Here is a 21,770-nt window from a genome sequence, read left to right as displayed (position 1 = left end):
CCCGACCCGAGAGGACCGACATGGCCGAGACCGTCGCCGGAGTGGCCGTACCCGACACCGAACTCGTCCGCGACGCGACCGCGCTGGTCCGCGGCGCCGTGGACGACCTCCTGTTCCACCACTCGCGCAGGGTCTTCCTCTTCGGCGCGCTCCAGGGGCGCAGCCGCGGGATCGAGGCCGACCCCGAACTCCTCTACGTCGGCGCGATGTTCCACGACCTGGGGCTGACCGCCGGGTACGGCAGCGCGGACCGGCGCTTCGAGGTCGACGGGGCCGACGCCGCGCGGGCGTTCCTGCTGGACCACGGGTGCTCGGAGGGCGACGCGCGCAAGGTGTGGCTGGGGATCGCCCTGCACACCACGCCCGGCGTGCCGGAGTTCCTCGAACCCGAGATCGCCCTGGTGACCGCCGGGGTGGAGACCGACGTCCTGGGGCTGGGCCTCAACGACCTGGCAGCGGACGACATCGGCGCCGTCACCGGGGCGCACCCGCGCCCGGACTTCAAGCGGCGCATCCTGGCGGAGTTCACACACGGCAACGCCCACCGGCCGCGCACCGTCCTCGGCACCGTCAACGCCGACGTGCTCGCCCACTACGTCCCGGGTTTCGTGCGGGACGACTTCGTGGAGGCCGTCCTGGGCAGCCCGTGGGCGGAGTGAGCCGGGGCGGCCTCCCGGGGTCGCCCCGGCGCGGGCGCCGGCCCTCTATGCCTACTTTTCCTACTTGACATATGGGTTTTGTGGGAAAGAGAATTCGAGGGCGGCCCGAGCCCCGCCCCCACGGGCCGCACGACAGCGAGAGCGAGGCCGCCCATGGGTCCACAACGGCCCGCGCCGCCGGAGACCACCGTCCTCCGGGCCGCGCGCATCGACGATCCCCTGGCCGCACCGCTGGTGGACGAGCTCCGCCGCGAGTACACCGCGCGCTACGGCAGCGCGGCGGGCGACGAGATGACCCGGTTCCCGGTCTCCGACTTCGCCCCGCCGCACGGGTTGCTCCTGCTGCTCCTCCTGGGCGGGCGGCCCGTCGCCGGAGGCGCCTTCCGCCGCTACGACGACCGGACGGCCGAGGTCAAGCGCATGTGGACCGCCTCGGCGTACCGGCGGCGCGGCTACGCGCGCCTGGTCCTGGCCGCCCTGGAGAGGGCCGCCGCCGCGGCCGGGTACGGGCGCGTGCACCTCACCACCGGGCCGCGCCAGCCCGAGGCGCGCGGGCTCTACCTCGCCGCGGGGTACACGCCGGGCTTCGACGTCGCGGCCGACCCCGAGAGCGTCGGACCCCTCGCCTTCGGCAAGGAGCTGCCCCCGTTCCCGCAGCGCCCGTGGCACCCGGGGACGGGAACCGCGGCGCGCGGTCCGGAGGCCCGGCGCGCCGCCCCGGACCGGCCGACCCCGGCCCCGCGGACGGCGCGCACCGCCGAGGACGCCCCGCGGCCCGTCCCTCCCGCCGCACCCGGCCGCGGCCCCCTCCACTCCTGCACGGGCCCCTTCCGGAGGGGGGACGGGAGGTGAGCGCCCCGACGACCGCAGAGGCCGCCCCGCCCGCCGGCGGCGGCAGCGACCCGGTGGACCTGGCGGGACTCCCCGTCCGGCCCGCACCCCACCCCCTGCGCTGGGCGGCCGGAGCCGTCGTCGCCGTCCTGGCCGCGATGTTCCTCAACATGCTCGTCACCAACCCGGCGTGGAAGTGGGACGTCGTCGCCGAGTACATGTTCGCCGAGTCGATCCTCAACGCCCTCTGGCTGACCGTCCGGCTCACGGTCTACGGCACCGTCATCGGCTTCGCGATCGGCGGCGTCCTCGCCCTCATGCGGCTCTCCCGGAGCCCCCTGCTGGCCGGGGTCGCCTGGGTCTACGTGTGGGCGTTCCGGTCGATCCCCCTCATCGTCCAGCTGCTGTTCTGGTACAACCTGGCGATCCTGTACGACCGGCTGTCCTTCGGGATCCCGTTCGGCCCGGCGTTCGTCACCTTTCCCACCATGGAGCTCATCAGCCCCATGACGGCGGCGGTCCTGGGACTGGCCCTGCACCAGGCCGCCTACGCGGCGGAGATCGTCCGCTCCGGCGTGCTCTCCGTCGACCAGGGCCAGCGCGAGGCCGCCGCCGCGCTCGGCCTCCCGCGGGGGCGCCAGGTCCGCCGGATCATCCTGCCCCAGGCCATGCGCACGATCATGCCGACCGCCGGCAACGAGGTCATCGGCCTCTTCAAGGGCACCTCCGTGGTGTACGTGATGGCGCTGGGCGAGCTCTTCTACCGCGTGCAGGTGATCTACAACCGGACGGGCGACGTGGTGCCCCTGCTCATGGTCGCGACCCTCTGGTACATCGTCCTGACCACGCTGCTGTCCGTCGCCCAGTTCCACGTCGAGCGCCACTACGCCAAGGGCTCCGTGCGCGTCCTGCCGCCCACACCGCTCCAGCGGCTCCGCTCGGCGGGGGAGGCCCTCGCCCGCCGGACGGCGCGCGGCGGACCGGCGCCGAGAGGAGGAACCCCGTGAGCACTCCCATGGTGGAGGTGCGCGGCGTCCACAAGAGCTTCGGCGCCCTGGAGGTGCTGCGCGGCGTCGACCTGACCGTCGGGGCAGGGCACGTCACCGCCGTGCTCGGCCCCTCGGGCTCCGGCAAGAGCACCCTGCTGCGCTGCGTCAACCACCTCGAACGCGCCGACCGCGGCTACGTCGCCGTCGACGGCGAGCTCATCGGCTACCGCCGCGGCCGCGGCGTCCTGCACGAGCTCAGGGAACGGCAGATCCTGCGCCAGCGCACCGCCATCGGCTTCGTGTTCCAGAACTTCCACCTGTTCCCCCACCTGACCGCCCTGGAGAACGTCGTGGAGGCCCCCCGGTTCGCGCTCCGGCGCCCCGCCGCCGAGGTGGAGGCCGAGGCTCGTGCCCTGCTGGACCGGGTGGGGCTGGCCGACAAGGCGGACGTCCACCCGCGGCGGCTCTCCGGAGGCCAGCAGCAGCGGGTCGCGATCGCCCGGGCCCTGGCCCTGCGCCCCAAGGTCCTGCTCTTCGACGAGCCCACCAGCGCCCTCGACCCCGAACTGGTGGGCGAGGTCCTCGACGTCATCCGGGACCTCGCGGCGGCCGGGACCACGATGGTCGTCGTCACCCACGAGATCGGGTTCGCCCGCGAGGTCGCCGACACCGTCGTGTTCATGGACGGGGGACGGGTCGTGGAGTCCGGGCCGCCCGCGCAGGTGCTGGACGCGCCCCGCCACGAGCGCACCCGGGCCTTCCTCGACAAGGTCCTCTGACCGGTGGGGCGGTCCCGTGCCCCACCCCCACCGCCCGCACCGCACACCGCCGTCCTCCCGCCGCCCGTTCCCGTCCGAACACGGGACCCGCCCCCCCCGAGGAGCCCCATGCCGACCCCGACCCCCGCCCCCTCCACGAGGGCCCCCGCCGTTCTGGCCGCCCTCGCGGCCCTCTCCCTGGCCCTCAGCGCGTGCGCCGACCCCGGGGAGGGCGCCGCCGCGGCGGACGGGGCGGGGGAGGGGAGCCCCTTCAACCTCACCCCCGACCAGGACCGGGTCCGGGCGGAGGCCGTTCCCGAGATCGCCGCGCTCGTCCCCGACGGGATCCGGGCGTCCGGTGAGCTGAACGTGGGCCACTCCAGCGGCGGGGCGCCGCCCCTGGCGTTCTACGCCGACGACGACGAGACCGTCATCGGGGTGGAGACCGACGTCGCCCAGCTCGTCGCCGACGTCCTGGACCTGGAGTACGTCCCCGAGGCGACCGGCTGGGAGAACCTCTTCCTCTCCGTGGAGAGCGGACGGTTCGACGCCGCGTTATCCAACGTCACCGTCACCGAGGAGCGCAAGGACCTCTACGACTTCGCCACCTACCGGGTGGACACCGTCTCCTTCGAGAGCAGCGTCGACAGCGGCATCGGGGAGGTCGCCGGGCCCGAGGACGTGGCAGGACTCTCGGTCGCGGTCAGCTCCGGCACCAACCAGGAGGAGATCCTCCTGCGCTGGGACGAGCAGAACCGGGAGGCGGGGCTGGAGCCCCTCGACCTCCAGTACTACGAGAACTCGAGCGACTACTACCTCGCCCTCCGGTCCGGGCGCATCGACCTCTACCTCGGCCCCACACCCAGCGCCGCCTACCACGTCGAGGTCGCCGAGGAGACCGAGATCGTCGGCACCGTCTCCGGCGGCGGTGAGATCAGGGCCGAGATCGCCGCGATGACCCTCAAGGACAACGGCCTCGTCGCGGCGCTGGAAGCCGCCCTCGACCACGTCATCGAGGGCGGCGAGTACCAGGAGGCGCTGGAGCGCTGGGCCGTCGGAGGCGAGGCCGTCACCGAGTCCGAGACCAACCCGCCCGGCCTTCCCAGGAGCTGAACCATGCCCTACCCACTGCACATCGGCGCCGCCCTCGACGGCGTGGAGGACCCGTTCGACCTCGCCTCGTATGCCGGGGCGGCGCGCCTCGCCGAGGAGGCCGCCCTCGACTTCGTGGCGCTGGACGACTCCCTCACCGGGGCCGACCGGCCCGACGCCCTCCTCACCCTGGCCGCCGTCGCCCCGCTGACCGGCAGGATCGGCCTGGTGCCGACGGTCACCACCACCCACACCGAGCCGTTCCACGTGGCCAAGGCGGTGGCCTCCCTGGACCACGCGAGCCTGGGGCGGGCGGGCTGGCGGGTGGAGGTGTCGCGCACGGAGGCCGACGCGCGGGCCGTCGGGCGCCGGGGGACCGCCCCGGACGCCGCACTCTGGGCGGAGGCGGAGGCGGTCGCCGACGTCGCCTCGCGGCTGTGGGACAGCTGGCAGGACGACGCGGAGATCCGCGACACCGCCACCGGGAGGTTCGTCGACAGGGAGAGGCTGCACTACGTGGACTTCGAGGGCCCGGGCTGGAGCGTGCGCGGCCCCTCGATCACCCCGCGCCCGCCTCAGGGGCACCCGCTGGTCGTGGTGCGCGCCGACGGCGAACCGTCGCTGCGCGCGGCCGCGACCACCGCCGACGTGGTGCTCGTGGCCCCCGCCACCCTGGGCGGGGCCCGCGCGTCCCGGGCCCGGGTGCGCGAGGCGGTGGCGGAGGCGGGGCGCGACCCGGAACGGGTGCCGGTGCTGGCCGACGTGAACGTCTTCCTCGACCCGGACCGGCCCGGACCCTCGCGGGCGCTGTCGGGGCTGACCCACACCGGCTCCCCGGGGGCGCTGGCCGAGACCCTCCTGGAGTGGGGGCGGGTCGTGGACGGGTTCACGGTCAGGCCCTCCTCGGCCGCCGCGGACCTGCCCGTGTTCGCGGAGCGGGTGCTGCCGCTGCTGCGGGCGTCGGGCGCGTTCCGGGGGGAGTACGCCGAGGACACCCTGAGGGCCCGCTTCGGCCTGCCCCGTCCCGCCAACCGCTACGCGCCCGCGTGAGCGGGGCGGGGCCCGGGGACGGCGAGGCGGCCGCACACCGGTACGGGATGGGACTGGAACTCGGGGTGAGCCCGATCCCGCCGCCGCGGGAGCCGGAGGCCTGCGCGGGGAAGGGGGCCGCGCCCCCGGCCGGGACGCAGGTCCCGGGCCGCGGGAGGGCCCGGCGCCTCCGGCGCGGCCGGAGCGCGGGGACGACCGCTGGGGCGGGAACGGCGCAGACGGACGAAGGAGAACGTGATGGGCGACAGTGAGTCCGAGGTCCGGCAGGTGCGGCTGGTCGCGCACTTCCCGGGCGTGAACAACACGACGGTGTGGAGCGACCCGGCGTCGCTGAGCCAGATCGACTTCTCCTCGTTCGAGCACCTGGCGCGCACCGCCGAACGGGGACGGTTCGACTACCTCTTCCTGGCCGAGGGGCTGCGCCTGCGGGAGCACCAGGGACTGATCCACGACCTCGACGTGGTGGGGCGGCCGGACACGCTCACGGTCCTCGCCGCACTGGCGTCGGTGACCGACCACCTCGGGCTGGCGGGCACCCTCAGCACCACCTACAACGAGCCCTACGAGCTCGCCCGCCAGCTCGCCACCCTGGACCACCTGAGCGGGGGGCGCGCCGCGTGGAACGCGGTGACCTCCTCCGACGCTTTCACCGGCGAGAACTTCCGGCGCGGCGGCTACCTCGACCACGCCGACCGCTACGAGCGCGCCTCCTCGTTCGTGCGCGCCGTCCGCGCGTTCTGGGACGCGGCGGGGGAGGGCGCAGGCGGCACGGGGGCCGGCACGGCCCGCCACCACGACCGGTTCTTCGACATCGAGGCGCGGCCCACCCTGCCGCGGGCGCCGCAGGGACAGCCGGTCGTCATCCAGGCGGGGGACTCCCCGCAGGGGCGGGACTTCGCGGCGGCCTCGGCCGACGTCGTCTTCTCCCGGCACGGCGGGTTCGAGGAGGGCAAGGCGTTCTACGCCGACGTGAAGCGGAGGGTGAGGGCCCACGGGCGCGATCCGGAGTCGCTGCTGATCATGCCCGGCGTCACGTACACGGTCGGCGACACCGCGGCCGAGGCCGACGAGAAGGCGCTGCACGTCCGCTACCAGCAGGTGAGCGGGCAGACCGCGATCCGGTTCCTGGAATCGGTCTGGGGCAGGGACCTGTCCGACCACGACCCGGAGGGTCCGCTGCCGGACGCCGACCCGGTGGCCGGGGACACCGGCATCACCCGGGGCCGCACCAGGCTGGTCCGCGACCCCGCGGCCACGGTGCGCGAGTGGAGGGAGCTGGCCGAGGCCAAGCGGCTGAACATCCGCGACCTGGTCGTGGAGGTGTCCGCGCGTCAGACGTTCGTGGGCACCCCGGAGTCGGTGGCCGCGGACATCGTCACGCACGTGCGCGAACGCGCCAGTGACGGGTTCGTGCTGGTCCCCCACATCACACCGGGAGGGCTGGACGAGTTCGTGGACCGCGTCGTGCCCCTGCTCCAGGAGCGCCGCGCGCTGCGCGCCGAGTACACCGGCGCGACGCTCCGCGAGAACCTGGGGCTCCCGCCCCGCTGACCCCGCGCTCCCCGCGGTGGCGCCCGCACCTGGAGGGGAGACCGTCCGAGGCCCCTCCGGGCCGTGCGCGCACCCTTCGCCCGCGCGCCGCCCGGAGGCCTCCCGCGCCCCGCCCCGGGAGCACCGACCCCGTGCCGGGGCGGCGGGAACCGCTCCTACCTGTCGGCGGAGCGGTGGCTGACGACCGTGCCCTCCAGGGGAGGGCCGGTCGGCGCCGCGGCGTGCGCCACGGCCTGCCGGGGCGACGGGCCGGAGTCCGACTCCCGGGCGCGGTCGGTCCCGGGGTCCGCGTCCGCGCCGGGCTGCCCGCCGGTGTCGGTGGCCTTGAGCTCCGTCTTCAGGATGCGTGCGCTGCGCCCCAGCGAGCGGGCGAGGGCGGGCAGACGCTTCGCGCCGAACAGCAGGAGCGCGATGACGAGCAGAACCAGGATCTCGCGTGCTCCGATACCCATGTGTGGCTCCTCAGGTGGATTCCCGTAGTACCGTTGCGCCCTGCCGCGGCAGGGCGCGGGTCCGGGCGTGACGGATCGATGGTAGACCCGTCTCCGCCGGTCGCGGCTCCGGGGGCGTCCTGTGGTCCCGCCGGGGCGCCTCCCGACGTCCGGTTTCCCGGCCGCCGGAGTCCGGTCCGTCCGGGCGGGCCCGTGCCCGGTCGCGGTCGTGGGCGCGGGCGCGCTCCCACGGCCGTGCGTTCCCGGGCCCCGCCCGTCAGCCCCGGTGCTCCCCGCCCACCCGGCGGTCGCTGCGGCGGGGGAGGGGCGGGGCGTGGCCGGCGCGGTGCTCGACGACGGAGTCCACCAGCAGGTGGAGGCGGTCGCGGTGGACGTAGCGCCAGGTGCCGTCGCGGTCCTGGTAGCCCCAGCTGAAGCCGTTCTTGAGGCCGATGGAGACGTTGCCCAGGTAGGCGGGCCCCACCAGGGCCCGGTCGACCTCGGCCCCGGGGGTCCAGGGGAAGCGCCGCCACTCGACGGTGAAGGCGAGCCCCCTCAGGTCCATGAAGGCCTCTGCCGCCCTGGCGAACACGTCCGTGTTCAGGTTCGTTCGGTCCATGTCCCCAGCATCGTGGAGAAGCCCCTCGCCGCACCAGCGATAGGAATTTCTCCCTGTCCGTGTGGTCGAATGTGCACCGCGGTGCTTCAATTTCCACCATGGGTGCAAATATTTTCGGGACATCTCTGCGTAAGGCGCGTGAATTGAACGGCTACACGCAGCGCCAGTTGGCCCAGAGGCTCGGTTCCGGTGTCGCCGCCTCGACCCTGTCCCGGTGGGAGAGCGGCAAGGCGCGCCCCCGCCAGGACAGGGTGAAGCAGCTGAGCGACCTGCTCGGCGGCAACGGGGCGCTGCTGCGGGAGTGGCGCCTGGAGGTGGCCGGGGCGGAGATCCCGTCGTTCATGCGGTCGCTGGGGGACCTGGAGAACGAGGCGTTGACGATCGACACGGTCACGGTGTCGGTCGTTCCGGGGCTGGTGCAGTGCCTGTCCTATGCGCGCGAGGTGTTCCGTGCGGGGCGTCCGACCGAGTCGGACGACGAAATAGAGCGTTTGTCGCAATTGCGGGTGAGTAGGCACGAGGCGCTGGTCGGAAGGAACAATCCTCTGATCACCGCGGTTTTTCCGCAGTTCGCACTGGAATGGATGCCGGAAGCGGTCAGGAAGGAGCAGGCGGAGTCGCTCCTGCACATGGTGGCGCGCGGCCGGACTTCCGTACAGGTGTTCCCGAACGGTTCCCTGTACCTTGCATCGGTTGCGCCGGTCCAGGTGTACAGGTTGCGCGACGGGACGGTCATTGCGTCCTCGGACCACGGAGGGGGAAACTTCGTGCACCAGGAGCCCTCCGAGACGGCCGTCCTGGAGAGGAAGGTCCGCGACGCGCTGAGCATGGCACTTCCCGTGAGCCACACGGTCGAGTTCCTGCGGGGGATGCTGTGAACGCCTGGCACAAGTCCACCTACTCCGAGAGCGGGTCCCACTGCGTGGAGGCCCGTGAGCACGAGAGCGGGGCCGACGTGCGCGACGCCCGCAACCGGGAGGCGGGGTTCCTGTCCTTTCCCGCCGACGAGTGGCGGGTGTTCCTCGGCTGCTCGCAGGCGGCCCGGCGGCGGGTCTGAGGCGGCCCGCGGCCCGGCCCCACCCAGCCGCGCACGGGGGCGGGAACGCGCCCCGGAGGAGCGCGGAGCGCGGCCCGGCGGCGGCCGGTATGCCCTCCCACCTGAGGAGATGCGATACTTCCGTGATGCACGACACTCCCGCGCCACTCGATCCCCGGGCCCAGCGCGCGGTCGTCGACCTGCTGGCCCGGGTGGAGTCGGGCGACCAGCTCTCCGCCGAGGACGTGCGCTCGCTCCTGGGGCCCGTGGAGGAAGGGGTGGTCGTCCGCGCGCAGCGGGCCGCCGCCGGGTTCGGCAGGCTGCGGCGCCGCGACGGCGAGCTGTCCGCCCTCATCGCCAGCACACGCGACCTGGTCGAGGTCCGCGACGTGCAGGCCCTGCTGCGCAAACTCGTGGACCGCGCCCACGACCTGGTCAGCACCGACGTCACCTACCTCTCCGTCTACGACGAGAGCACCGACGAGCTGTTCGTCCGCGCGAGCCGCGGCACGGTCTCCCCCCGTTTCCAGGGGCTGCGCGTCCCCGCGGGGATGGGCATCGCCAGCCGGGTGGTGCGCACCCGGTCGCCCCAGTGGACGGCCGACTACGGCGCGGAGCACGACCTCGACCGCGACCCCGAGATCGACGCCGCCGTGGGGGAGGAGCGCCTGCGGTCCCTGCTCGGGGTGCCGATGGCCGCCAACGGCGAGGTGCTCGGGGTCCTCTTCGCCGCGGACAGGTCCACGCGCTCCTTCGCCAGCGACGAGATCGCGCTGCTGTCGGCCTTCGCCGACCACGCCGCGGTCATCCTGCACACCGCCCGGCTGTTCTCGGCGGTGACCGACGCCGCCGACCGCGCCGAGGACGCCCAGTCCCGCGCCGAGCGCCACCTGGAGGCCATGAACGCCTCCGCCCGCGTCCACGAGCGGCTCACCGCCCTGGTGCTGTCCGGCCACGGCCCCCGCGAGGTCGCGGCCACGCTCGCCGAGTCGCTGGGGCGGCCCGTCGCCATCGCCGACCGGGAGCTGCGGCCGGTGGCCGCGACCGCCGAGGGGGGCGGCCGCTGGTGGACGCGGGGGCGGCTGTCGGCCCCGGCGGTGCGGGCCGCCGAGCGCAGCCGGGCCTCGGGCCACTGCGCCCCGGTCGGCGCCGAGGGGCTGGACGTCGTCGCCGCCGCGATCGCGGGCTCGGAGCTGTTGGGCCTGCTGCTCGTGGGCGTCGGCCCGGCACCGCTCACCGACGTGGAGCGCCGCACCATCGAGCGCTCGGGGCAGATCGTGGCCCTGCTGACCATGCAGCGCGAGGCCCTGACCGACGCGGAGGAGCGGGTGCGGGGCGAACTGGCGCTGGACCTGGTCTCGGGATCGGCCGACATGGACGCGCTGGAGCGGCGGGCCGCCGCACGCGGCATCGTCCTCGACCAGCCCTGGTCGGGGGTGGTGGTGCCCGTCCCCGACCGGGCACGCCATCCGCTGCTGCGCGCGCTGTCCGCCGCCAGCCGCAGGTGGCTGGTCGCGGCCCAGGGGGAGGGCGTGGCGGTGCTGGTCCCCGGAGGCGACCCCGGCGAGGCGGCCCGCCAGGTCCGCCGCAGCCGGGGCGCGCGGGAGGAGGGGCCCATGCTCGCGGTCGCCTCCCGGGTCAGCGGCCCGGCCGGTATCGGCGCGGCCCTCGCCGAGGCGTGGGAGTGCGCCGGCCTCCTGCCCGCGCTGGGCGTGTCCGACGGGGCGCACGAGGCCGACGAGTACGCCCCCTACCTGGCGATGTTCGGCACCGACGGCGCCCGGGCGCTCGCCTTCGTCGACCGGATGATCGGCCCCGTCGTCGACTGGGACCGCGAGCACCGCACCGAGCTGGCCGCGACCATCGCCGCCTACGCCGACGGCGGCGGCAGCGTCTCCCGTGCCGCACGGGCCCTGTACGTGCACCCCAACACCGTCAAGCAGCGCCTGGAGAGGGTGACCGCCCTGCTCGGACCGGACTGGAGGTCCCCCGACCCGATGTTCCGGGTGGGCGTCGCCGCGCGCCTCCACCGGCTGCGCACTGCAGGAAACAGACATGTGAACGCGGCCCCCGTTGTCTGAACCGGACATGTCGTTCGTGTGACGTTCGCTGCTTACATGGACCGGACAGCAGTGACGCACCGCACACCGGTGCCCGTTCCACGGGGGAAGCACGCAGTGGCTCAGAACAGCAGGTTGACCGGGTTCCGCACGCTCACGGTCCAGGAGCGCCGGGAGGCCGTGGCGAGGGAGAGCGGCGTGGAGCCCGCCGTGTTCGACGCCCTGGAGCCGGGCGGGCTGGGCGTGGAGGCCGCCGAGCACATGATCGAGAACGTCGTCGGCGTCATGGGCATCCCCGTCGGCATCGCCACCAACGTGACCGTCAACGGGCGGGACGTGCTGGTGCCGATGGCCACCGAGGAGCCGTCCGTGGTCGCGGCGGCGAGCAACGCCGCCCGGATCGCCCGGGTGCGGGGCGGCTTCACCACCAGCAGCACCGGACCCGTCATGCAGGCCCAGGTACAGGTCGTGGACGTCGTCGACCCGGCCGGGGCCCGGCTGCGGGTGCTGGAGGCCCGCGACGAGCTGATCGCCCTCGCCGCCGCGCAGGACCCCAAGCTCGCCGAGGTGGGGGGCGGGGTCCTGGACCTGACCGTGCGCACCGTCGAGGCGCCCGGCGCCACCTACGTCGTCGCGCACCTGGTCGTGGACGTGCGCGACGCCATGGGCGCCAACGCCGTCAACACCATGGCCGAGGCCGTGGCCCCGCGCCTGGCGGAGATCGCGGGCGGCCGGGCCGTGCTGCGCATCCTCACCAACAAGGCCGACCTGCGGCTGAGCCGGGCCCGCGCCGTCCTGGACGCCGAAGCCCTCGGCGGGGCCGAGATCGTGGACGACATGATCCACGCCTACCGGCTCGCCGCCGCCGACCCGTACCGGGCCGCAACCCACAACAAGGGCATCATGAACGGCGTGTCCGCCGTGGTCCTGGCCACCGGGAACGACACCCGCGCGGTCGAGGCGGGCGCCCACTCCCACGCCGTGAACGCCGACGGCGTCTACTCCTCGCTGTCCACCTTCGAGAAGAACGCGGACGGCGACATCGTGGCCACCCTGGAACTGCCGATGCCGGTCGGCCTGGTCGGCGGGGCGACCCGCTCCCACCCGGCCGCGCGCGCGGCCATCGCCGTCACGGAGGTGACCACGGCCCGGGAACTGGGCGAACTCGTCACCGCCGTCGGCCTCGCCCAGAACATCGCCGCCGTGCGCGCCCTGGCGGGCGAGGGCATCCAGCGGGGCCACATGTCCCTGCACGCGAAGAACATCGCCATCGCCGTCGGCGCCGCCGGCGGCGAGGTGGACCGGGTCGTGGCGGTCCTGATCTCGGAGAAGGCCTTCCGGCACGACCGCGCCGAGGCCGTCCTGGCCGAGATCCGGAGCCGGTGACGCACCGGACCCCGTGCCGGGGCGCGGCAGCCGCCGCCCCCGCACGCCCCCACCCGGCGCGGCGCCCGGGGCCGCAGGGCCCTCCGCGCGTCCGCCACCCTCAGTGAACGGAACCAACCATGTCCAACCTCCTGGAGATCTGGGGCGACACCGTCGACTCCCGGCACACGCTCGGCGCGATCGCGCTCGGCGTGGGCATCGCCACCCCCCTCTACCTGGTCGCCGACCTCTTCTTCTCCCGCGGCTCCGGCGACGACTCCCTGTCCGGGTCCTACGCCCTGCTCGTGGGCCTGGCCGGCTGCCTGATCGCCGGGTTCGTCGGCGCCCGCCTCTTCGCGCCCAAGCGCGTGGTCACCGAGCAGCAGTCCTCCCGAGAGGGCCGCGCGGAGGCGATGGACGCCATCGAGGCCGAGTACGGGCCCCTGGGCGACCCCGGCGAGCTGCCCGGCCCCGTCCAGGACGAGATCCGCGCGCTGGGCCTGTACGAGGACCTGCGCGCGCAGCACGAGCGCCGCGGCGGGACGGTGGCCGAATGAGCCCCGAACTGCTCACCGACGCCGCCTGGGCCCTGGGCATGGGCCTGGTCGGCGCGATGGTCTTCGCGCTGATCGGACTGGTCTCGGGCACCGACGAGACCGCGACGGTGGCCCCGCTGACCCTGCTCGTGGTGCTGCTGGGCGTCCCCGCGCCCGGGGTGTTCACCTTCTTCATGGCGGGGATCGTCGCCAAGCACATCACGCACGCCATCCCCACCACGCTGCTGGGCATCCCCGGCGACACCATGGCGGTGCCGATGCTCAGGGACGCGCAGATGCTGCGCGAACTCGGGGTGCCGCACATCGCGCTGCGCAAGGCCATCTCGGGCGGTGTGGTCGCCGCGTTCATCTCGGTGCCGCTGGCGGTCCTGTTCGCCTGGCTGCTCAGCCCCTTCGCCGACACCATCGGCAGGGCGGCGCCGTGGATCTTCGTGGCCGCGGCCGTGCTCATCGCCTACACCTCCAAGGGCCGCCTGGCCTCCGTGCTGGCGCTGGTGCCGTTCGTGCTGCTGGTCGTGGGCCTCCAGGCCTTCGTCACGAACACCACCGGGACGTCCCTGTCGATCAGCTTCTTCCTGGGCATCGCGACCGGTCCGCTGATCGCCGACCTGCTCATGGCGCTGTCGCCGTCGGGGCGCGCCTCGCTGCGCCGGGAGGCGCCGCGCACCTTCGACCTGGCCCCGGACACCCGGACCTGGAAGGGGCGGCTGCCCAACCCGCTGAAGGTCCTGGACCGCAAGCAGCTGGGGTACACGAGCGCGGCGGCCGGCGTCTCCAGCGCGACGTTCGTGTTCTCCCCGGTGGCCATGACCGTGCTGATGGGCGAGATCGCCGGCGCGCGCATCAAGAACGGCTACCACCGGCTGACCTCGGTGATGTCGGTGCGCAACGGCACGACCGAGTCCACCTACATCGCCGAGACGCTGATCCCGCTGATCGCGCTGGGCCTGCCGCTCTCGCCGATGGCCGCCGGCCCGGCCGCGCCGCTGTTCAACGCGCCGCCCGTGTACACGGTGGACACCGAGACCGGTGCCACGAACAACCTGCACAACCTGCTGTCGGGTAGCGAGTTCCTCGTGTACGGGCTGCTGGGGGTGGCGCTGGCGTCGGCCGTGGCGTACCCCTTCGCGATGACCTACGCGCACCGCGCCGCCTCGTTCGTGATGCGCAAGGTCTCCCACGAGGCGATCATCGGCGCCTTCGCCGGTCTGATCATGGTGATCTGCCTGTACGAGGGCGGGCTGCTCGCGGTCGGCGTGACCCTCACGGTGGGCCTGGTCGGAGGGCTCCTGAACAAGTTCCTCAACATGCACACGGGTGTGCAGTTCATGGGCTTCTACGTGGCGGTCCTGACCGTTCCGGCCCTGCTGGCCCTGGTCGGCTGAGGGGTTCGGTCCGCAGGCCCCGGTCGCGATCACGCGGCCGGGGCCTGCGCATGCCCGGCTGCCGGTGCCGCCGCGCTAGATCCTGGCGCCGATGGCCCCGGCGGCGCGTGAGATCTCGGGCAGGAGGGCCAGGAGCTCCTCGGGAGTGGTCGTCTCCGCGGTCGTCACCAGGTTGATGGCCGCCGCCGCGCCCCCGTCGTGGCCGGGCACGGGCCGGGTGAGGCTGAGCGCGCCGAGTTCGCGTTCGGACTCGGCCAGGTGGTAGCCGGTCTCCCTGATGCGGTCGAGCTCCGCGCGCAGGTCCGCCGGGGTCTGCACCCGCCCGTCCGCGAGGCGGGCGTCGGGCAGGTCCGCGAGGTAGGCGTCGAGTTCCGCGTCGTCGTCGTGCGCGAGGAGGACCTTGCCGCCGCCGAGGTCCAGCGGGACCCGGCGACCGATGGGGAACTGGTAGCGCAGGGGGTCCACCCCGTCCACGCGTGCGACGAGGATGCGTTCGGGGCCGGAGCGCACGAAGAGCGAAGAGGTCAGCCCGGTCGAGGCCGACAGCTCGGTCAGGATCGGCGTCGCGACCGTGCTGAGCCGGTCGTTGACGACGAACGCGTGGGCCAGTGACAGGATCACCGGACCGAGCGAGTACCCGAGGCCGTCCTGCTGGATGTAGCCGCGCCGCACGAGCTGGTTGACGGTCCGCTGGGTCGTGGCCAGGTGGAGGTCGCTCTCCCTGGCGATCTCGCTGAGCCGGAGCGGCCCGCGCGCACGCTCCAGGCACTCCAGGACGTCCAGGGCCCGGTCGAGCGTGCGTCCCTGGTTCCCGGTCCCGGTCGGGGCTCCCATACTCGCTGTCCCCAGCCCTTCCGTTGCGATTCCGGCTTGTCCCGGGGGCCGTTCCGACGCCTTCGTGAGGGCCGCGGCCCCGGCGGGCACGGCGGTTCCGCCGCTCGGTCCTCGCTCCCAAGGTAGCGGACGGGTTTCCACCGGGTTGACAGCGTGAAGCGTCGCAGGTCACACTTCCTCTCAATTGGTAATAGTAACTATCACTGAATGATAGAAGGTGTGACGATGAAGGTCGCCGTCCTCGGGTTGGGCGAAGCCGGATCCACCTACGCCGCGGCGTTCGCGGCCGCGGGTTGGGAGACCTCGGGCTACGACCCGGGCGAGACGCCCACCCCCGCCGGAGTGGGGCGGGCCGACTCCACCGCCGACGCCGTCGCGGGAGCCGACCTGGTCCTCGGGCTCACCACGGCGGCGCACGCGGTCGCGGCCGCCGACGCGGCCCGCCCCGTACTGCGCGACGACGCGGTCTACGTGGACCTCAACGCCTCCTCGCCGGAGACCAAGATCCGCGTCGCGCAGGCCCTCGGCGCGTCCGCGCGGGTCGTGGACGGGGCGATCATCGGATCGGTGCTGGTGCTCGGGGCCAGGGCCAAGGTGCTCCTGTCCGGCGCGGCCTCCGGGGACGCGGTGCGTCTGCTGGGCGCGGTCGACGCCGGGACCGAGCCCATCGGCGGCGAGGTCGGCGACGCCACGCGCCGCAAACTGCTGCGCAGCGTCTTCATGAAGGGCCTGGGAGCCCTCATCACCGAGGCCGTGGACGCCGGCGCCGCCGCGGGCGAGGAGGCCTGGGTGCGCGAGCAGATCGCCGACGCCCTGTCCGAGGGCCCGGCCGCCCTGGACCGTCTGAACAAGGGGACCCGCCTGCACGCCCTGCGCAGGTCCAACGAGCTCCGGGCCAGCATCGACCTCCTCGCGGGGCTGGGCGTCGACGCCCCGGTCAGCGCCGGTGCCGCCGACCGCCACCTGGCCCTGGCCCGCCGGGCCCAGGACGACACGCGGGCCCTGGCCGACGCGTTCGCCGGGATCCCCACCGCCGCCATCGGCGACGGCCGCGACCGCCTCGGCTTCGTCTCCCCCCACATCCGGTCGGTGTGGCCCGGCGCCCGTGTCGCGGGGCGCGCGCTCACCGTCCTGACGCGACCCGGCGACAACCGGGCCCTGCACCGGGCCCTCGGCCGGGCCCTTCCCGGGGACGTCCTGGTGGTCAACGGCGGCGGGGACCGCTCCCGCGCGCTGCTGGGTGAGCTCGTCGCCGAGCGCGCCCTCAACCGCGGCATCCGCGGCATGGTGGTCGACGGGGCGGTCCGCGACGTCGACGAGCTCCGCGACCTCGGCTTCCCCGTCTGGGCGGCCGGGGTCTCCCCGGCAGGGCCCTACAAGGACGGCCCCGGCCACGTCGGCGTGCCGATCGCGGTGGGCGGCGCCGTCTGCGCCACCGGGGACATCGTCGTCGCCGACGGCGACGGCGTGTTCGTCGTCCCGCGCTTGGAGGCCGAGCAGGCCCTCCGCGCCGCACAGGCCGTCGTCGAGGACGAGGCGCGCCGCCGCGACGCCATCCGCGGTGAACGCGGATGAGACGCCGCCCAGGCCCGTCCGCCGTCCCCCTCCCCGCCGCCGCGGTTCCGGCCCTCCCTGCCGACGGAGCCTTCTCCGCGGCCCTCCCGGCTCCCGCGGCGTCCGAGGTCCCCACCGCCTCCACGCCCCCCGCTGTCGTCAGCGGCTCCGCAGCCCCCACGGCCCGCGCCGGTGCGGAGCCCGCGGGTACCGGCCGCCACCAGCACCAGCCCGCCCCGCCCCCGAAGGTCGCACCATGCCCACCGCACTCCTAGCCCTCGCGGCCTTCATCGCCGTGATCATCGTCTGGAACGTCGTGTTCAAGAGGAACATGGGCGAGGCGATGCTCCTCGGGATGATCACCACCGCGCTCTTCGCCGGAGCACAGGCCCCCGCCTACCTGCTGGGCGGGCTCGCCGACGCCCTCACCCACGACGTGCTCTACGCCGCCCTGGCGTTCGTGTTCATGGCCCACCTGATCGACGTCACGGGTCTCATCCAGAAGATCCTGGCCATCCTCAACTCGGTCTTCGGGCGCATCCGCGGCGGCCCCGCGTTCATCGACACGGCGGGGTCGGCGGTCTTCGGCTCCCTCTCGGGGTCCAACTCCGCCAACACCGCCTCCAGCGGCTCCTTCACCGGGCCGTGGATGGTGCGCACCGGGTGGACTCCCACCCGCGCGGCGACGGTCCTCGCGGGCAACGGGGGCATGGGCGCCGCACTGCCGCCCAGTGCGTCCATGGTCATCATGGTCGGGTTCGCCGGCGGCATGGTCACCACGGGCCAGGTCTACCTGGCCCTGCTGGCGGCCGGCGCCTACCAGATCCTGCTCAGGATCGGCCTGGTCATGTACTTCGTCCGCAGGGACGGCATCCCCAAGGCCGACAGGCAGGACCTCGTCCCCCTGCGCACGTCGCTCAGGGAGGGCGCGGGCGCGCTGTCGATCTTCCTGGGCGCCCTCATCCCCATCGTCGTCACGATCGGCCCCGTGGCCGACTTCCTCTCGACGTCCACCCCCGTCGGCGACGCGCTGGGCGAGATCTCCCTGCTGACCTGGATCCCGATCATGATCATCGGGTTCTCCCTCGTCGCGGGGCGCGACCGGCTGCCCACGAACATCCGGGGCTGGTCGGCGCTGCTCGACGGTGCCATGCCCAAGTTCGCCACCATCGGCGCCCTGCTGTTCTTCGCGATCGCGGCCAGCGAGATCCTCGGCCGGCTGGGGCTCGCCGGGGACGTCAACGCGCTGCTCGCGGACCTGCCGGTCAACCGCTTCCTGCTCGTCGCCGTGGTCGGCCTGGTGGTGGCACTGGTCGCCGGGCCGCTCTCGTCCACGGCGACCCTCACGGCGGTGGGCCAGATCTCCTTCCTGGCCCTGGTGGGCGTGGGCGTGGACCCGCTCCTCGCGGTCGTCGCCATCCTCGTGTTCGCCTCCACGGAGGGGGCGTCCCCGCCGGCCTCCGGGTCGATCTTCGTGGCGGCGGGCCTGACCGGGGCGCGCCCCGAGAGCACGTTCCTGCCGCTGATCGCGTACTACATGATCCCGATCTTCCTCATCGGCTGCCTCATCGGATGGGGCTTCCTACCGGTCCTGGGGGGCTGAACATGACCGCCGTCAAGTCTCGGGCGTTCACCGTCGTCCGCGCGCTCTTCAAGCTCGGGCTCCTGGCCTGCTTCGCCCTCGGGAGCCTCCTCGTCCTCGGCCAGCTGGCCGGGGTGGTGGCCCAGCGGCCGGACTGGATCACCGCCAGCTCCACGTGGCTGTTCGTGCCGACGGTCACCGCCGCCGCGGTGTTCGGCGTCCTCGGATACATCGGCAACTACCTGGCGCCCGAGCCGGCCGAGGGGGGCGAGTAGGCCCGGGCGGCCCGGGCGGGGCGGGTCGTTCCCGCCCGCGCGCCGTGTCGGGCTTGTCCCTCCGGGGAGGCGCGTCCCGCGCGGCGGGCCCCTCCCCGGGGCCGTGGAGCGTCGTACCCGGGGGCGGCGCCCCCGGGACGGATCTCCGGGGGCGCCGCCGGACGGGCCGACGGTGTGGGTAACCTCGTGGACGTGGCCACGGCAACCGCGACGACGACGAGGCCGCTCTGGACCAGGGCGGCCCTCGTCGTGCTGTCGGCCCTGGGCCTCGTGGCCGTCCTGCTGTGCCATCCGCACGCGGCTCCGTCCGAGGCCTCCGCCGCCTCCCCGCCCACGGCGGGCGGGACGGCCGCACACGCGGTCCCCGTCCCCGACGCACCGCACGCCGACGGGCACGGCACCTGTGACGAGGACGCGGACGTCGTGGCCGACCAGCGCGGCGGGTCCCTCTCCGCGTCCGCCCTGCTGGGCCTCGGCGTCTTCGCGTTCGCCGGCCCGCTCCTCCCCGCGCCGCGCCCGGTCGGCGGCCGCCGACCGCCGCGGCGCCGCCGGGGGCTGCCCCTCGCGGGCACGAGAGCACTCGTGTCCCTGTGCGTCCGCCGGGTGTAGACCGGCCGACCGGCAGCACCTCCGAGCACGCGCGCCCGCGCGTCCGCCCGCGGCCCCTCGCGACCTGAGGAGCGCCGGGCCGGCGCGCCCGGCCACACCTCGGGCACCGCCCCCCGGACCTTCGCCGACCCCGGCGCCGGTGCGGTGTCCGCGGCGCCCGCTCCGGAGGCGCCGCCCCCGGCCCCCGGCCCGCGGCCCGCGCCGCGCAGGCCGCGACGACGCCTTCTGTCCCGCAGCGCTCCACGGAGCGCGCCACCCCATGACGAGGCCGACATGGACGACCACCGCCCCAGAGGACCGCGCGGAGCACGCCGCAGGGGGGAGGCCGCCGTGACCGCGCCCGACGCGGCCGGCCCGAACACGCCGAGGGCCCCTGTCGGGACCCGGCGGCGGTCGGCGGAGCGCCCGCGACCGAAGCCCGCCCGGCTGCGGCTCCTGCTGACGGCCGCGCTCGTGCTGGGCGTGGGCGCGATGCACACGCTCGGGCACGTGTCCGAGGGCCACCACGGCGGCGGACCCGCGCCGACGGCCGTGGCCGCGTGGCAGGGCGGTGCCGCCGACGCCGACGCGTCCCCGGCGGCCGCCGTCCCGGAGCGGGCGGCGCCCGGCCCCGGTGCCGCCGAGCCCCCGCCCACGGACCCCACGCTGATGTGCCTGGCGGTCCTCGGCCTGGCGGCCGTCCTCCTGGGGGTCGCCACGGTGGCGTCCTCCCGGTGGCCCGGAACGCCCTCGCACACACCGCCGTCGGTCCGGCGGTCGGCCGGGCCCCTGCGCCGGCCCCCCGACGCGCCCTCTCTCGCCCGGTTGCAGGTGCTCCGCATATAGGAGCCACGCGGACGGCGCCCGCGGAACCCGGTGCGCCGTCCGGCCGACACCTCTGCAGCGACGCCGCGCCGGCCCGGTCCGGGCGCGCGGCGACAGGACCACACGGAAGAGAGAAGGACCGACCATGACCGAGAACAAGCGCACCCTCGCCTCGGCGGCGGCCGCGGTCGCCGCAGCCCTGCTCCTGGCCTCGTGCGGCGGAACCGGCGACGGCCCGTCGCCGGAGGCGGCCGACCGGAGCGCCGCAGCGTTCAACGGGGCGGACGTGGAGTTCGCCCGGATGATGATCCCGCACCACCGCCAGGCCGTGGAGATGTCGGAGCTGGCCCGGACGCGGGCCGGTGAGGACGTCCGTGCGCTGGCGGAGGAGATCGAGGCGGCCCAGGGTCCGGAGACCGACAGGATGAACGGCCTGCTGGAGTCGTGGGGCGAGGACACCGGCGACACCGGCGCCGGGGACCACGCGGGCATGGACGGCATGCTGTCGCAGGAGCAGATGGCCGAACTGGAGAGGGCCGAGGGCGGGGCCTTCGACACCCTGTTCCTGGAGTTGATGGTCCTCCACCACGAGGGGGCCGTCGCGATGGCCGAGACCGAGCTGGAGGAGGGCGCAGACCCCGAGGCCCGGGAGCTGGCGCAGGAGATCGTCGACGCGCAGCGGTCCGAGATCGAGCTGATGGACACCATGCTCGGCGGCGCCGGTGGCGGCGACCGGGACGAGTCCGCCGGGAGCGGGGAGCACGGCGGTCACTGACCGCGTCCACGCGGGCGCCGGACGACCGGCCCGGCGCCCGACCGGCCTTCGGAGGAATCGGTGGGAAGAGTGAGTACGAGACAGAGGACGCGGCTGTCGGCCGCGACGGCGGTCCTGGCGGTCATGGCGGCCGGGTGCGCGGCGGAGGGGCAGGAGGGGGCCGACCGTTCGTCCGGGACGGCCGCGGCAGGCGTCGCGCTGCCCGGGGAGGTGTCGCACGTGCACGCCGTGGACGTCGATCCCGAGAGCGGCGACATCCTGGTCGCCACCCACGAGGGCCTCTACGTCCTGCCCGCCCCGGGCACGGGGGACGGGGCCGCCGAGGCGCGCAGGGTCGGTCCGGCCATCGACCTGATGGGGTTCGCGGTCGCCGGACCGGGGCGCTACGTGGCGAGCGGACACCCCCGTCCGGGGGTGGACATGCCCGACCCGGTGGGCCTGATCGAGTCCCGCGACGGCGGGTCGACCTGGCAGGCGCTGTCGAGGGCGGGGCGGTCGGACTTCCACGCCCTGGCCGCGACGCCCGACAGGGTGGTCGGGTTCGACGGCGCCCTGCGCGCGACGGAGGACGGCACCACGTGGGAGGCGCTCGACGAGGGCGTCGAACCGTTCTCCCTGGGGGTGGACGACGACGGCCGGACCGTCGTGGCGACCACGCGGGACGGGCTGGTGCGCTCGACCGACGGCGGGTCCGGATTCTCCGCCGTCGACGGGGCGCCGCCGCTGGCGCTGGTCGACTGGGTCCCGGGGACGGACACCGTCCTCGGGGTCGCGCCGGACGGCGGCGTCCACCGCAGTGAGGACGCCGGCGCGTCGTGGGAGCCGACCGGACGGATCGACGGCGGGGCGCAGGCGCTCCACGCCGACGCCGACCAGGTCGTCGCGGTGGCCGGTGACCGGGTGGTCCGGTCCACCGACGGCGGTTCCGTCTTCGGTTCCCGGTGAGGGCAGGGG

The 21,770-nt window shown here is 74.7% G+C and carries 23 protein-coding genes; 20 read left to right on the top strand and 3 right to left on the bottom strand.

All coding sequences use genetic code 11. The annotated features are described in order from the left end of the window. Positions 1–20: 20 nt before the first annotated feature. The 7 genes from ACWGL3_RS13965 to ACWGL3_RS13935 all read left to right on the top strand — a co-directional run bounded on the left by ACWGL3_RS13965 (position 21) and on the right by ACWGL3_RS13935 (position 6,930). Positions 21–659 (top strand): HD domain-containing protein, encoded by a 639-nt coding sequence (locus ACWGL3_RS13965; RefSeq protein ID WP_452461343.1) that lies wholly within the window; start codon positions 21–23, stop codon positions 657–659. A 153-nt stretch (positions 660–812) separates the two neighbouring features. Then, positions 813–1,511: a GNAT family N-acetyltransferase gene (locus ACWGL3_RS13960; RefSeq protein ID WP_452461342.1), complete on the top strand. Its 699-nt coding sequence runs from the start codon at positions 813–815 to the stop codon at positions 1,509–1,511. Then, the gene (locus ACWGL3_RS13955; protein WP_267945655.1) at positions 1,508–2,497 is read left to right on the top strand and encodes an amino acid ABC transporter permease; all 990 of its coding nucleotides are present in this window, start codon (positions 1,508–1,510) and stop codon (positions 2,495–2,497) included. The genes ACWGL3_RS13960 and ACWGL3_RS13955 overlap by 4 nt, the downstream gene beginning before the upstream one ends. Positions 2,498–2,505: 8 nt before the next feature. Next, positions 2,506–3,258: an amino acid ABC transporter ATP-binding protein gene (locus ACWGL3_RS13950; RefSeq protein ID WP_452461347.1), complete on the top strand. Its 753-nt coding sequence runs from the start codon at positions 2,506–2,508 to the stop codon at positions 3,256–3,258. A 108-nt stretch (positions 3,259–3,366) separates the two neighbouring features. Continuing rightward, positions 3,367–4,350: an ABC transporter substrate-binding protein gene (locus ACWGL3_RS13945; RefSeq protein WP_267945654.1), complete on the top strand. Its 984-nt coding sequence runs from the start codon at positions 3,367–3,369 to the stop codon at positions 4,348–4,350. Between the two features lie 3 nt (positions 4,351–4,353). After that, positions 4,354–5,379, top strand: a complete 1,026-nt coding sequence (locus ACWGL3_RS13940) for an LLM class flavin-dependent oxidoreductase (RefSeq protein WP_267945653.1) — start codon at positions 4,354–4,356, stop codon at positions 5,377–5,379. A gap of 237 nt (positions 5,380–5,616) precedes the next feature. Beyond that, positions 5,617–6,930 (top strand): NtaA/DmoA family FMN-dependent monooxygenase, encoded by a 1,314-nt coding sequence (locus ACWGL3_RS13935; RefSeq protein ID WP_452461341.1) that lies wholly within the window; start codon positions 5,617–5,619, stop codon positions 6,928–6,930. Positions 6,931–7,085: 155 nt separating this feature from the next. Here the strand turns inward: ACWGL3_RS13935 and ACWGL3_RS13930 are convergent, their stop codons facing one another. Both ACWGL3_RS13930 and ACWGL3_RS13925 read right to left on the bottom strand, forming a co-directional pair. After that, positions 7,086–7,382, bottom strand: a complete 297-nt coding sequence (locus ACWGL3_RS13930) for a twin-arginine translocase TatA/TatE family subunit (RefSeq protein WP_267945651.1) — start codon at positions 7,380–7,382, stop codon at positions 7,086–7,088. Between the two features lie 256 nt (positions 7,383–7,638). Beyond that, entirely contained in the window at positions 7,639–7,980 is a 342-nt protein-coding gene (locus ACWGL3_RS13925) for a hypothetical protein (protein ID WP_267945650.1), read from the bottom strand. A gap of 98 nt (positions 7,981–8,078) precedes the next feature. On the opposite strand from ACWGL3_RS13925, the gene ACWGL3_RS13920 reads away from it, so the two are divergent. The 6 genes from ACWGL3_RS13920 (at position 8,079) to ACWGL3_RS13895 (ending at position 14,383) form a co-directional block, all read left to right on the top strand. Next, positions 8,079–8,858 (top strand): helix-turn-helix domain-containing protein, encoded by a 780-nt coding sequence (locus tag ACWGL3_RS13920; RefSeq protein WP_267950440.1) that lies wholly within the window; start codon positions 8,079–8,081, stop codon positions 8,856–8,858. Then, complete coding sequence (locus tag ACWGL3_RS13915; RefSeq protein ID WP_267945649.1) at positions 8,855–9,037, top strand: DUF397 domain-containing protein; 183 nt, start codon at positions 8,855–8,857, stop codon at positions 9,035–9,037. Before ACWGL3_RS13920 ends, ACWGL3_RS13915 begins: the two co-directional genes overlap by 4 nt. A 125-nt stretch (positions 9,038–9,162) precedes the next feature. Further along, positions 9,163–11,097 carry a helix-turn-helix domain-containing protein gene (locus tag ACWGL3_RS13910; protein WP_267945648.1) on the top strand — a complete coding sequence of 645 codons (1,935 nt, stop codon included), beginning with the start codon at positions 9,163–9,165 and terminating at the stop codon, positions 11,095–11,097. 96 nt (positions 11,098–11,193) lie between these two features. Beyond that, positions 11,194–12,462 carry a hydroxymethylglutaryl-CoA reductase, degradative gene (locus ACWGL3_RS13905; RefSeq protein ID WP_267945647.1) on the top strand — a complete coding sequence of 423 codons (1,269 nt, stop codon included), beginning with the start codon at positions 11,194–11,196 and terminating at the stop codon, positions 12,460–12,462. A 119-nt stretch (positions 12,463–12,581) separates the two neighbouring features. Continuing rightward, positions 12,582–12,998, top strand: a complete 417-nt coding sequence (locus ACWGL3_RS13900; protein WP_433697679.1) for a hypothetical protein — start codon at positions 12,582–12,584, stop codon at positions 12,996–12,998. After that, positions 12,995–14,383 carry a tripartite tricarboxylate transporter permease gene (locus ACWGL3_RS13895; protein WP_267945645.1) on the top strand — a complete coding sequence of 463 codons (1,389 nt, stop codon included), beginning with the start codon at positions 12,995–12,997 and terminating at the stop codon, positions 14,381–14,383. Before ACWGL3_RS13900 ends, ACWGL3_RS13895 begins: the two co-directional genes overlap by 4 nt. A gap of 75 nt (positions 14,384–14,458) precedes the next feature. Here ACWGL3_RS13895 and ACWGL3_RS13890 read toward each other — a convergent pair whose 3' ends face one another. Then, on the bottom strand, positions 14,459–15,217 hold the full coding sequence (locus ACWGL3_RS13890) for an IclR family transcriptional regulator (RefSeq protein ID WP_267945644.1): 759 nt from the start codon (positions 15,215–15,217) through the stop codon (positions 14,459–14,461). Positions 15,218–15,424: 207 nt separating this feature from the next. On the opposite strand from ACWGL3_RS13890, the gene ACWGL3_RS13885 reads away from it, so the two are divergent. The 7 genes from ACWGL3_RS13885 (at position 15,425) to ACWGL3_RS13855 (ending at position 21,761) form a co-directional block, all read left to right on the top strand. Next, entirely contained in the window at positions 15,425–16,792 is a 1,368-nt protein-coding gene (locus ACWGL3_RS13885; protein ID WP_452461340.1) for an RraA family protein, read from the top strand. A 235-nt stretch (positions 16,793–17,027) separates the two neighbouring features. Beyond that, complete coding sequence (locus ACWGL3_RS13880) at positions 17,028–18,374, top strand: TRAP transporter large permease subunit (RefSeq protein ID WP_267945642.1); 1,347 nt, start codon at positions 17,028–17,030, stop codon at positions 18,372–18,374. A 2-nt stretch (positions 18,375–18,376) separates the two neighbouring features. Continuing rightward, complete coding sequence (locus ACWGL3_RS13875) at positions 18,377–18,628, top strand: hypothetical protein (RefSeq protein ID WP_267945641.1); 252 nt, start codon at positions 18,377–18,379, stop codon at positions 18,626–18,628. A 192-nt stretch (positions 18,629–18,820) separates the two neighbouring features. Further along, positions 18,821–19,237, top strand: coding sequence for a hypothetical protein (locus ACWGL3_RS13870; protein ID WP_267945640.1), 417 nt, complete (start codon positions 18,821–18,823; stop codon positions 19,235–19,237). A 330-nt stretch (positions 19,238–19,567) separates the two neighbouring features. After that, positions 19,568–20,062, top strand: a complete 495-nt coding sequence (locus ACWGL3_RS13865) for a DUF6153 family protein (protein WP_267945639.1) — start codon at positions 19,568–19,570, stop codon at positions 20,060–20,062. 124 nt (positions 20,063–20,186) lie between these two features. Continuing rightward, positions 20,187–20,816, top strand: coding sequence for a DUF305 domain-containing protein (locus tag ACWGL3_RS13860; RefSeq protein WP_452461339.1), 630 nt, complete (start codon positions 20,187–20,189; stop codon positions 20,814–20,816). A gap of 69 nt (positions 20,817–20,885) precedes the next feature. Next, a complete protein-coding gene (locus ACWGL3_RS13855; RefSeq protein WP_452461338.1) occupies positions 20,886–21,761 on the top strand; it encodes a F510_1955 family glycosylhydrolase in 876 nt (291 codons plus the stop codon). The last annotated feature ends 9 nt before the right edge of the window (positions 21,762–21,770 follow it).

The sequence above is a fragment of the Nocardiopsis sp. NPDC055824 genome, assembly GCF_053616335.1.
The sequence above is the reverse complement of the archived record's forward strand: the minus strand, read 5'-3'. Positions and strand labels throughout refer to the sequence as shown.